This is a genomic window from Candidatus Pantoea carbekii (assembly GCF_000971765.1).
Taxonomy (GTDB): domain Bacteria; phylum Pseudomonadota; class Gammaproteobacteria; order Enterobacterales; family Enterobacteriaceae; genus Pantoea_A; species Pantoea_A carbekii.
In genome coordinates, this window is the sequence record NZ_CP010907.1 from 1,042,036 (window position 1) to 1,054,917 (window position 12,882).

Annotated in this window: 8 protein-coding genes; 6 read left to right on the plus strand and 2 right to left on the minus strand. The window is 27.7% G+C overall.

Annotated features, from left to right (window positions below; all coding sequences use genetic code 11):
• Positions 1-48: 48 nt before the first annotated feature.
• The 5 genes from rpsR to tamB all read left to right on the plus strand — a co-directional run bounded on the left by rpsR (position 49) and on the right by tamB (position 8,259).
• On the plus strand, positions 49-276 hold the full coding sequence (gene rpsR / locus BMSBPS_RS03790) for a 30S ribosomal protein S18 (RefSeq protein ID WP_022564275.1): 228 nt from the start codon (positions 49-51) through the stop codon (positions 274-276).
• Positions 277-313: 37 nt separating this feature from the next.
• The gene (gene rplI / locus BMSBPS_RS03795) at positions 314-763 is read left to right on the plus strand and encodes a 50S ribosomal protein L9 (RefSeq protein ID WP_022564276.1); all 450 of its coding nucleotides are present in this window, start codon (positions 314-316) and stop codon (positions 761-763) included.
• 452 nt (positions 764-1,215) lie between these two features.
• On the plus strand, positions 1,216-1,962 hold the full coding sequence (gene cysQ / locus BMSBPS_RS03800) for a 3'(2'),5'-bisphosphate nucleotidase CysQ (protein WP_022564277.1): 747 nt from the start codon (positions 1,216-1,218) through the stop codon (positions 1,960-1,962).
• Positions 1,963-2,716: 754 nt separating this feature from the next.
• Complete coding sequence (gene tamA / locus BMSBPS_RS03805) at positions 2,717-4,468, plus strand: autotransporter assembly complex protein TamA (protein ID WP_046201188.1); 1,752 nt, start codon at positions 2,717-2,719, stop codon at positions 4,466-4,468.
• The gene (tamB, locus tag BMSBPS_RS03810; RefSeq protein ID WP_046201189.1) at positions 4,465-8,259 is read left to right on the plus strand and encodes an autotransporter assembly complex protein TamB; all 3,795 of its coding nucleotides are present in this window, start codon (positions 4,465-4,467) and stop codon (positions 8,257-8,259) included. The genes tamA and tamB overlap by 4 nt, the downstream gene beginning before the upstream one ends.
• A 274-nt stretch (positions 8,260-8,533) precedes the next feature.
• Here the strand turns inward: tamB and ppa are convergent, their stop codons facing one another.
• Positions 8,534-9,061 carry an inorganic diphosphatase gene (gene ppa / locus BMSBPS_RS03815; protein WP_022564281.1) on the minus strand — a complete coding sequence of 176 codons (528 nt, stop codon included), beginning with the start codon at positions 9,059-9,061 and terminating at the stop codon, positions 8,534-8,536.
• 107 nt (positions 9,062-9,168) lie between these two features.
• Positions 9,169-9,618, minus strand: a complete 450-nt coding sequence (locus tag BMSBPS_RS03820) for a DUF441 domain-containing protein (protein ID WP_022564282.1) — start codon at positions 9,616-9,618, stop codon at positions 9,169-9,171.
• 906 nt (positions 9,619-10,524) lie between these two features.
• Between BMSBPS_RS03820 and pmbA the strand changes: the two genes are divergently transcribed.
• Positions 10,525-11,865, plus strand: a complete 1,341-nt coding sequence (gene pmbA / locus BMSBPS_RS03825; protein WP_022564283.1) for a metalloprotease PmbA — start codon at positions 10,525-10,527, stop codon at positions 11,863-11,865.
• The last annotated feature ends 1,017 nt before the right edge of the window (positions 11,866-12,882 follow it).

Consider the following 12,882-nt stretch of genomic DNA (forward strand, 5'->3'; position numbering starts at 1 on the left):
TAATATATACTGAGCCGGGTTAATTAATAAATTCAGGAGATTATTTGAATGGCACGTTATTTCCGTCGGCGTAAATTTTGTCGTTTTACTGCTGAAGGTGTAAAAGAAATTGATTATAAAGATATTGTAACATTGAAAAATTATATCACTGAGAGTGGAAAGATTGTACCTAGCCGTATTACTGGCACTAGTGCGAAATATCAACGTCAGTTAGCTCTTGCTATAAAACGTGCTCGCTACTTATCTTTGTTACCGTATACCGATCGTCATCAATAGTGATAATAATGCTTACAACGATTTTAAAGGATTAAGTATGGAAATTATTCTGCTCAGTATAGTATCAAAATTAGGTAATGTGGGAGATCGCGTAAAGGTTAAGGCAGGTTATGCACGTAATTTTTTAGTTCCAAAAGGTAAAGCCATTCCTGCTACTAAAAATAATGTTGCATTATTTGAAGCTCGCAAACTTGAATTAAAAGCAAAATTAGCTAAAGTTTTAGCTAATGCAAGAGAACGTGCAGAAAAAATCAACGCATTGCATACTATTACTATTAGTGCTAAAGCAGGTAATGAAGGTAAACTTTTTGGTTCTATTGGTTCACGCGATATTGCTAATACTCTTATTGGACAAGGTATTAATATAGCTAAAAACGAAATTCGTTTACCAAATGGTGTCTTACGTATGATCGGTAAACACGAAATTAGTTTTCATTTACAACATGATGTATTGGCTAAATTAATCGTGAATATTGTACCAGAATAACTATTATTCTTAATATAATATCGTGATTCTTTTACTTTTGATTAGATGGAATAATTATTTTTTATAACATTTGCTATGCAAATAAAATAACTGTTTAAAACATTAGCAACATTGCACATGCTAAACACATATAATAAAATTACAGTTTCATTTATTTTATAGAGATTTTTAAAATATTATTGTTAATAATTTTCAATTACATTTTTATGCATTTAGTTGCAAAATAAATTGTGCAAATCGATATATGGATCTATTACATCTACTTGTAATACATATTGTATTTTTATTAGTTCATATTTTATACAGTTATATATATCGTATAAATCTTTTATCTAACATGATTAGAATAGTAGAATTCATATTAAATTAACTATCATCTTAAAAAATTACATTAACAATTTCGCTATTGCAGTCTAACAGGCAAACGTATTAAAATACGGAGGATATTCAAGATGTTAAATAAAATTTGCCAGTTATCATATGATGCAGGCGATATTATAATGCGAATATATAAAGATAACCAATTTTTTAGTATATCTCAAAAAGTTGATCATTCACCCGTTACCTTAGCAGACATAGAAGCACATAAAGTAATTACGAAAGGTCTTAAAAAAATATCTCCAGAAATACCTATACTATCCGAAGAAGATCCACCATTTTGGGAACAGCGTCGATATTGGAAGACATACTGGCTTGTGGATCCGCTTGATGGAACAAAAGAATTTATTAAGCGAAATGGAGAATTTACTGTTAATATTGCTCTTATCGAAGAAGGTAAACCAGTATTAGGTGTAATTCATGCGCCTGCATTAGGTGTTACCTATATGGGTAATGTAGATAAAGCTTGGAAACAACAAGACGGTCATAAAACACAAATTCAAGTTCGAGAAGCAAGACCTCCATTAGTTGTGATAAGCCGTTCACATGCAGATGTCGATACAGAGCTTAAGGATTACTTAAAACGGTTAGGTACACATCAAACTATAGCGCTTGGTTCATCATTGAAATTTTGTTTTGTAGCAGAAGGTAAAGCACAGCTTTATCCACGTTTTGGATCTACAAATATTTGGGATACTGGTGCAGGACATGCAATAGCTGTTGCTGCAGGTGCACATGTATATGATTGGCAAGGTAAAACATTAGATTATACACCGAAAAAGTCATTTTTGAATTTAGGTTTTCGTGTTTCGTTATTTTAAATACAAATATTTATCCATTTAACTTTGTTATTTTTATTGTTTTTTACGATATTAAAAAAATTGATTTTTTAATATCGTAAAAAACTTAGTTAAATATAAGATTAATAAATCTTTCATATAAGGTAATATAATTATTAATTTAAGAGAACAAAGAAATAAAGGATATTAATTAGTAAAAATTAAAAAATTTTTACTAATTAATATCTAATAACTGCTTTTATGTATAAACTATATAAGTTTATGAGAATACCTATTATAATTATTTTATAGTTTGTATTTAATGTTACAATTTTATAAAAATAATGCTACATAAGAGGAAAAAATTTTTTGTTTAATTAGTAATAAATAAAATTGATCATTATTTATAACATATTATTTTAAACAACATCATTATATATGCTTTAAATATATTCTTAAATAAAAAATCTTTTTTGATTTTTATCAACACTAAATGATGAGAATACTTATTTTAATTGTATATATTTATTATTTAAATAATCAAAATTAATAATATTCTACACTCTCATATTGCTAAAATAGCATTGAATATTATTTATTAACTGATTTATATTCTGTAATAAATAGAGTAATAATGCTATTACATATCAATTTAATTAATATAATTGGTTATGCTTAAAAAATATTATCTTTAGTTTTTTATGCACGTTAGATCATATATATATCGAATATATCTAAAAAGATACGACAGAAATCAAAATGTAATCCCTTATATATAGCAATAGAGGGACATATTATGATTAATATACTACAACGAATTTATATTTGTTTTTTAAGTTTTCTATTACTTGTTATTCCTCTTGTTACAAAGGGCTCAACAATTAATATACAAATACAAGGTGTAAGTGAAGATTTACAAAAAAAAATTAAAGAATGCTTATCTAATGTTTCTGTTAAAGAAATAAAGAACAATAGTCGTTTTCAGAATCATATTTTAAATATAATTAAGACAGGACTACGTGTAGTAGGTTATTATGAACCAAAAATTAAATTGAAATATTATTTCAATTTAGAACATAAAGATTCTTTAATGCTAGTGATTCACATTATTTCTGGTCAACCCATAAGGATTGCTGGAAGTAAGATTATCATAAAAGGCGAAGCAAGTACAAATTTTGACTATCAAATGTTAGTAAAAAAGAGCAGACCTAAAATTGGCAGTAATCTTAATCATATTGATTACGAAACATTTAAACATAATCTTTACATTCTATCGCAACGTAATGGTTATTTTGATGGTTATTTTAAAAAGAACCGATTATGTGTATTTGTTAAAGAGCATAAAGCCTTTTGGGATATTGATTACGATAGCGGATCACGCTATAATTTTGGCTATGTGAATTTTAAAGGTTCACAAATTAAAGAAATGTATTTAAAAAATTTAATGCCATTCAAAAGAGGTGATCCGTACAGATCACAAATCTTAGCAGAGATAAACCATCGACTTTCTTTAACTGATTGGTTTAATTCTATAATTATAGAACCAAAATTTGACAAAAATTCTCAGACGAAAATACTATCTTTAAATGCTTTTGTATCACCGCGTCTTAAAAATATCATCGAAATAGGTATTGGTTATTCTACAGATACTGGGTTATACCTAAAAGGTACATGGAAAAAACCGTGGGTAAATAACAATGGTCATTGTCTTACTTATAGTATCTATAGGTGCTTGTTAGGAACAACAATTAATCTTCATTATAAAGTACCGCTTTTAAAAAATCCAATAGAACAATACTACGACTTTTCTAGCACTGTAAAATATACTATTTTTAATATAATGAGGTCAGATAGCAAAATATTAGCTGTATCACGTTGTTGGTATAATCCAATTGGTTGGAAAAAATCAATAAATCTACGATGGAGTGTAGATAGTTTTATTGAAGATAATATTTATAGGAGTACTATGCTACTCTGTCCTATTTTTAGTTTAAATCATGCTTTTTCTTGCTGTGGATTAATGCCTCAATGGGGACATTCACAAATTTATTGGATGGAAATATCTAATACTTCTTGGGGTTCAGATGTCGATTTTTTGATTTTACAAGCACAAAACGTATGGATTCGTACACTTAACGAAAAAAATCGATTTTTAATACGAACACATTTAGGTTGGATTAAAACTAAGCATTTTAACAAAGTTCCACCGAATTTACGTTTCTTTATTGGAAGTGATCATAGTATTCGTGGATATAAATGTAAAAGTATTGCACAAAATGCCACAGAGAAATTGATAGGTGCATCAAAAATTATCACTAATTCCTTAGAATATCAATATAATTTTACTAATAAATGCTGGAGTGCAATATTTATTGATGCTGGTGAAGTAGTAAACGATATCATGCAAAGTAATGTCAAAATTGGTATAGGTTTGGGTGTACGATGGTTATCGCCATTAGGGACAATGAAATTTGATATTTCAAGTCCATTAACCAATGTAAAAAAACATGATTTTCAATTTTATATAGCACTTGGACCTGAGTTATGATGCTTTATAAAAAAGTCCTCATTATTATTAGCATCTTTGTATTATTATTAATTTTTTGTATTTTTTTCTTAATTAGTACTACTTATGGTTTAAATTTTTTATTAAAAAACATAGAAAATTGTAATGTAGGTTTTTCAGTTCAGCAAATTAAGGGTAAGTTATCTGATTTTACGCTTCACGGCATTCAATATAATACTCCAGGTATCACTTTTTATGCAGATCGTCTACATGTAACTCTTAGCTTTAGTCGTTTATTATATAACTCATCACTATGTATTAGTGATATATCAATTCACAACGTAAAGGTAGCAGTTGATGCAAAAAAAATTATTAATGTTTATGATAATAATCAACTAAAAAAAGATAGGAATAATAATAAAAAGATAAACATATGCTACCCTATTACCTTGAATCACTTGAAATTACACAATTTAAATCTTGAATTTGATAATAAACAGCTATATGTTTTTGATTTAAGCACAAATATAAATTTTCAAAATCATACAGTAAAAATATCACGCACCTATCTTAAAAACTGTTTTATTTTTTTTCCAAAAAAAAATAAATTTTTAAATAGAAAACAAATAGATTTACAATCAAATAAAAAATTATTCACAAAAAAATTACACGCAATATTATCTAAGCTTTTTTTTTCAAAATTACCCTATTTTAAATTACCTTTAGATATTACTGTTGAAGAAATATTAGCTGAAAAAATATTTCTTACGTCAGATACTAAAGTATCAATTATACAATTACTATTACAGGCTCAAATTATAAATGATCATCTACGTATTCAAAAATTGAATATTTTTTGTCCGCAAATACAAGTAAAAGCTCATGGAGATGCTATGCTTGCTAATAATTGGCCAGTAAATTTAACTTTAAATGCTAAATTAAATGTTGATTCTGTTAAGCAACAAAACATTCAATTTAATATTTATGGTTCAATATATAATATTTTAAAAATAAATATAAATTTATTAGGTCCATTTCAAGCAAAACTTGTTATTCAAGCACAACCTTCTGTAAAGGGTTTTCCATTATCAGTAAATGTTAGAAGTAACATGATACGCTGGCCTTTAACTGGTCATCTAGAATATCAGATAAATAATTTTAATTATCAGTTCAAAGGAAAATTAACCAATTATTCAATGTCATTATCTAGTATTGTACGAGGAAAAGGAGTGCCAATAGCTCACATATTAGCATACGGTTCAGGGAATTTACAGAAATGTCAATTTGATAAACTATATATTACCATGCTACAAGGAAAAATTAGTTTAAGAGTATTTGCGGAATGGGAGACAATGTTAAAATGGCGTAGCGAACTAATATTATCTAACATTAATATTTCCACACAATTCCCAAATTTTCCAATAAAACAGCTTCAAGGTAAAATTTTGACATATGGTAGCTGGAATGGCAGAAATCGTTGGAAATTTAATATGCCATTATTAGCTCTGAAAGGTCGATTGTATCAGAAAGTTTTTAATTTTTATGCATTGTTAAAAGGCAATTATTTAAATCAATGGAAAACTAACGTTCACTTAACTTTAAACCAAAATTATTTAGACATAAAAGGAGAACTAAAAAAGATAATTAATCTTAATGTAAATATCAATGCGCAAAAACTTGATAAATCCTTACCAGGTTTCAGTGGGGTTGTGCAAGGAATTATAAAAGTACATGGTACTTGGAAAACTCCTAAATTACTGACCTATTTTACTGCGGCTAATTTTCGTTGGAAACATATGAAAATAAAACGATTAGCGCTAAAAGGATATATAAAATCTAATTCGCAGCATGAACAACTTGTTGGTAAAGTACAACTATATATACACAAATTAGAACAAAAGAATTTCAAGCTCAATCTATTAACACTTAATGCTGGTGGTAATGAAGATAAACATCGAGTCAAACTTAATGTTAAAGGTACTCCAATTTCCTTGCAGTTATCTGTGAATGGTAATTTTGATCGAAAAACAACGAATTGGAGAGGGGAAATAAACAATACATATTTTCACACGCCCATCGGTACATGGCATTTAACACAGTCGATGCTAATTAACTACTTTAATAAACAGCACAGTACTAGTATTGGATCGCATTGTTGGAAAAACCTCAATGCGACGGTGTGTATACCAGAAAAAAGCGAAATAGGTGCAAATGGACATTCACGCTTAATTTTGAAAAATTTCAATTTAACTACAATAAAATCTCTATGCTATGATGGTATCAAATTGCATGGATTATTAAGTGGAAATGCAAGTATTTATTGGACTATAAATGATATAATGCCAACTATTATTTTTTCGTTGCAAGGGAGCAATATAAGAATTTATAAAAATGTTATAGGAAATAAAGATAATAATAAATTACCTATTGTCTCTTTTAAAAAAATAAATTTTAAAGCAATGTTAAATAATAATTACCTTAGCATGAATTGGTTTTTGCGTATGGTTAATAATGGTGAACTAAAAGGTGAAGTAAAAATAAGTGACCTCAAGGAACATCGTTATCTTTCAGGGATTGTTAATATTAACAATATCGATATAGCCAGCATTAGTAAACTAATTATTCGACTCGAAAACGTTAAAAGTAATATTAGTGGTCAATTAAATCTAAAAGGTGATTTTAAACATCCCAAATTATTTGGTAAATTGAGTTTAAGTCATACATTTACAAGTAATAAATTGATACCAATTGATTTGTGTGCGATAAAATTAAAATTATTATTCAATGGAATGTGCTTCAAGCTTACTGGCGTTGTGCAAACCATGCAGGCAGATATTCATCTTCAAGGTTATGCTAATTGGAGTCAGTTTGATAAATGGCATTTTCGTAGTATAATTACAGGTAAATGTATTAGTATTACATTGTCATCTTTAGTACGTATGGATATATCTCCAAATGTAATTTTTGAGGCAACACCAAAAGCGTTAAATTTAAAAGGTAGTATTAATATTCCTCGAGCATATATTAAATTTCAACAATTACCAAAAAACAATGTTACCATTTCAGCAGATGAAGTGATATTAGATAGAGATTTACAAATAATTAAATCGAAAATTACTTTAAATTCAATCCATAGTGCACTAATGATTCAGCTTGGTAAAGAAGTGAATCTTTCAGTCTTCGACTTACAAGCAAAATTACATGGTAATCTTAAATTAATACAAGATAAAAATGGGATTGATTTGCATGGACATATCAATATTCCTTCTGGCCGTTATCATGCGTATGGACAAGATTTACTAGTACGTCGAGGAGAACTACAGTTCGTCGGACCTTTAGATCAGCCGTACATTAATTTAGAAGCCGTCCGAAATCCTGACGCTACTGAAAATAACGTAGTAGCTGGATTACGTGTAAACGGATTAATTGATGAGCCAAGAGTAGAAATATTCTCTAATCCAAAGATGTCTCAACAAGAAGCGCTTTCTTATTTATTACGTGGCCAGGGATTTAAAAATCATGAGGATAGTAATGAACTTGCTTCAATTCTTCTAAAATTAAGTATGACACAAAGCAGTAAAATTCTAGATAATATTACACATACTTTTTTAGGTATTAATCATCTCGTGTTTGATACAATAGGTGTTGGTGATAGGCAGAAAGTACAGATAAGTAGTTATATATTACCAAATTTACAGGTCAAATATGCTATAGGTATATTTAATTCGTTTGAAAAATTCACTTTACGTTATCGAATGATGCCTAGGTTGTATTTAGAAGTTATCTCAGGCATAGATCAGGCATTACATTTAATTTATCAGTTTGAATTTTAATAGAAAAAGATTATTTCTGAATTACTTAATATTTTTGATTATTTCAATTTTATAACATATTGTTTTTTAGATTTTATTTGACTTTATTCTAAAGTCAAATTGAATGTGCATTCAATATGCCTACTGTAATTAATAGATAATATTCAATATATTATTGTGAAAATTAATACAGGTTGATGAAAATGTTTTTTTGATTGAAAATAATGTAAACAACAGTGCTGTTATATCAAAAAGCACCGTTGTTTTTAAATAAAAAGTGATTTTTTTAAATTTATTACTTTTTAGCACGTTCAAAAGAAGATACCATTTCATCTTTAGCTTTGTTAGCGTTAACCCAACAATTAACTTTGACCCACTTGCCGTTTTCTAAATCTTTATAATGTTCAAAAAAATGAATTATTTTCATACGTAATTGATCTGACAAATCATTTATGTCTTTAATATGCTTATATTCTCCTGTTATTTCATCATGTGGAACGGCAATTATTTTAGCGTCTTCTCCAGATTCATCGTTCATTTTCAACATACCAATTGGACGACATAGTATAACAGAATAAGGTTTTAAAGGATAAATAGTTGGTACGAGGACATCGACTGGATCACCATCCAAAGACAAAGTATGATTAATATAACCGTAATTGCAAGGATAAAACATAGCAGTAGGTATAAATCGATCTACAAATAATACACCAGATTCTTTATCCACTTCGTATTTAATTGGATCAGCATTAGTTGGAATTTCAATGATCACATAGCAATCTTCCGGAAAGTTTTTACCTGCAGGTATATTATTCACATTCATCTAGTTTTCCTTTTTTATATAAGTTTAAATTTCAAAAACAAGCATTATAGCCAATCGACTTGAGCAATATGTAAACCGTTTTTAATATTTTTAAGTTCTGTAACTAGTTATTTAATAGTGGAAAAGAGAGATACTATTCCTGCAGCAATTAATGGGCCCACTGGTACTCCATTAAAAAACGCCACTCCAATTGCTGTACCGATCAACAGTGCTCCTGTTATTGTTGGTTCTACACTTATAAAGTTAACCCCTCTACTACCGAGCCAACTAACCAAAACACCTATAAATATCGATATGATTGACTGACAGCTTGTAAAACATGTTAAAAAAGATGAAATAGGTATAGAACCACTTATTAACGGTGATATTACTGCTATACTAAGAAGAGTTATAGCTACTTGCAAACCTTGTTTTTCTATATATTCAAAAAATTGAGATAAAGGTGTCAACTTAATGACAAGAAGTATTAACATAGCAATAGTAAAGGTGGTATTTTGTGCAAAATAACTTAAAATAGCAAGCATAATAAGAATTATTATAGAGATATAATTAGGCATAATTTAACCAAATCCATAAAAGTTTTCTAAAAATTGCGTTTTTAATGCATTTTTTAAAGTATTTATAATGAATAGTTGCTAATATTCATGCAGAATGTGAATTAATTAATTTTATAATTACGTAATTAGTTACCATAAAAATGGTAACTTTATAAAAATTAATGGGAAATAATATTTTTATCTTTAATTAATAATCAATTATTTTAAATAACATTTTACATTTTATGTCATTTTTTAACTAAATAATGATATTTAAATGGTATTAAATCAATGTAAATTTTTTAAATTTAATTATATACATCTTATATAGTTTATCTAATATATTAATCAAGTTTAATAATTAGCAAACATGAGAGCGACTTTTATTGTTTAATAATTTAAAAAATTAGTGTCATTGTTAGAAATTTTTGCTATTTATTTAGTAATTCTACAATATTACATATTTTATATTATGAATAAAAATTATTTACTATCTACTTTAAAATTTAACAAATAAGAATAAATATTAAAATTATATAACCTATTAATAATTTGTAATATTTCTTACAACATATCAAAAATTGATATTAAGTCACTATTATTAATTTTCTTTGTAATCAATTTTAACATTAATTGATATTTTATGAACGCATGTTATGCTTAAATAAAAATGAATGAAAACATCCTAAAAAATTATTTACTTAACTTATACTAGTGATAAAGATGCTAATATATTTAACAGTTAAAGCAATATATTCATAGAAAATTGATCAAATTATTAATTAATACTTTTGCTCTTAATAATATTATACTTATAATATTTTCTTACTTAATTATGAAGTTAATTTTTCTTAATGTATGGTATTGCAACATAATATCTAAATCTGATAAATTTAGTAAATTTATTTAATTGAATTAGGCAGGCGCATGGATATCTCGAGTCAAATTAAAGAACAACGCAAAATATTAGAACATTCTGTTTCACATGCATTATCTTTGGCAAAAAATAATACTGATGGAGCAGAAGTAGCCGTTACTAAGACAATCGGTATTAATGTAAAAACTCGTTACGGGCAAGTGGAAAATATTGAATTTAATAATGATGGAGCACTCGGTATTACTGTTTATAATCAACATCGAAAAGGCAGTGCTTCTTCTACTAATCTTAATGTTGATGCTATTAATAAAACTGTACAAGCTGCTATTGACATTCAACGTTATACCTCTTCTGATCCATGTGCTGCACCAGCAGATTTAGAACTTTTAGCCTTTAAATCAGTAGATCTCGATCTTTATCATCCATGGAATATTGACATTGACTCTGCTATTAAATTAGCTTCAAATGCTGAAAAAATATCATTAAGTATGGATAAACGCATTACTAATACTGAAGGCGGAACTTTTAGTGGACATGCAGGTGTGAAAGTGTTTGGCAACAGTCACGGTATGCTAGAAAGCTACTGTTTTAGTAACTATGTATTATCTAGTTGTGTAATTGCTGAAGAAAATAATAAGATGGAACGCGATTATGCTTATACTATTGGTCGTTCTATAGATGATTTAAAGGATGCTGATTGGGTTGGTAAGGAATGTGCTCGCCGTGTATTATTACGTTTATCGCCGAGAAAATTACCTACTATGAAAGCACCAGTACTTTTTGCATCTGAAGTAGCAGGTAGTTTATTTAATCATTTAGCGTGTGCAATTAATGGAAGTAATGTATATCGTAAATCTACTTTTTTATTACACGCACTCGGTAAAAAGATTCTACCAGAATGGCTAACTATTTCAGAAAAACCTCATATAAAAAAAGGATGGGCATCAACACCGTTTGACAGCGAGGGTGTTCGTACACAGGATCGCGATATAGTTAAAAATGGTGTGTTACAAAATTGGTTGATGAGTAGTTATTCAGCACGAAAATTAGGTTTGCAAAGCACTGGTAACGCAGGTGGTATTCATAATTGGGTTATTACTCCAACAAGTTCTAATTTTGAAGAAATACTTAAGCAGATGGATGAAGGTTTAGTAGTAACAGAACTAATGGGACAAGGTGTTAATGCTATTACTGGTGATTATTCACGCGGAGTAGCAGGTTATTGGGTTAAAAATGGTAAATTTCAGTATCCTGTTAGTGAAATAACTATTGCAAATAATTTAAAAGATATGTGGTTAAATATAGTAAATATTAGCAATGATATTGAAACTCGCCATAATATATATTGTGGGTCAGTACTATTGGAAGAAATGCAGATCGCTGGACAATAAATAACTTATTCTAAATAAATTTTATGCGGTTACTTAATTTTTAAAATTATAGTTGAAGTATTTAATAAGTAAACTGGTCGTGTTATTTTTATGTAAACATAATCATTTATTATTGATAAGGACCTAAAATGAATTAATATTTATGATGCATTCAAGAAGTACCCTTAATGAGTTTAAGAAAGGTGCTTATTGAATGCGCTTTTTTTATTGCTTAGATAAATTTATTGTAAGATATATAATAATGATGTACCATATGTACGATTATTATACGCAACTGAATAAATTTAAATTTTCGAAAAATAATAAAATCATTATAAAATATTAAAGTAATATTAATACATTTTACACTTTTCTCTCGGCTAGAAATATCTTCAACTGATTATGCTTCTTGAGGAGTAATTAGACTTATTATAAATATTTTACCTTGTTCAGCATGGATTTTTACTTTAGGAGAGTTGGCTTTGTAGTTAATGAATAGTTGTAAATGAATATTTATTGTAATCGAAGAATCATACCAAAGAATTAAATAAGTTTGTTTTTTCCTAAACGAATTTCGTTACATAATTTTTAATTTATTAATTGTTATTGCAATTTTTTGAATGTGTTTAATAAAATCTAATGTAGGAAAGGGACTAGTTAATAGTACATTACTTTGATAAACAGTAACTGAATAATTTACTTAGTTTTTAATTTGATTTTTTATTAATATTTTAGTTATAGGTAGCTTTAATGTAACATTATCTATCTGCAGACCTATAGTCCGTAGACCGTGAATAATTTTAGCAAAAATAAGCCTTTTTCTCTAGTTAATATAACTACACAATTCTGTCAGTAATAATCATTAGTATCAATACAATTTTTTATTGAACATTATCTTTGATACGAAAATAAACTATCATTAATTAAATTACATAAACAGTTCAGAGCAAACATATGTTTATTCTATCATATTATGAAATATAGATTTTTATATCGCGATCACTTAATAGACTCGTTAATTTTCTCGATCGTAGCCTA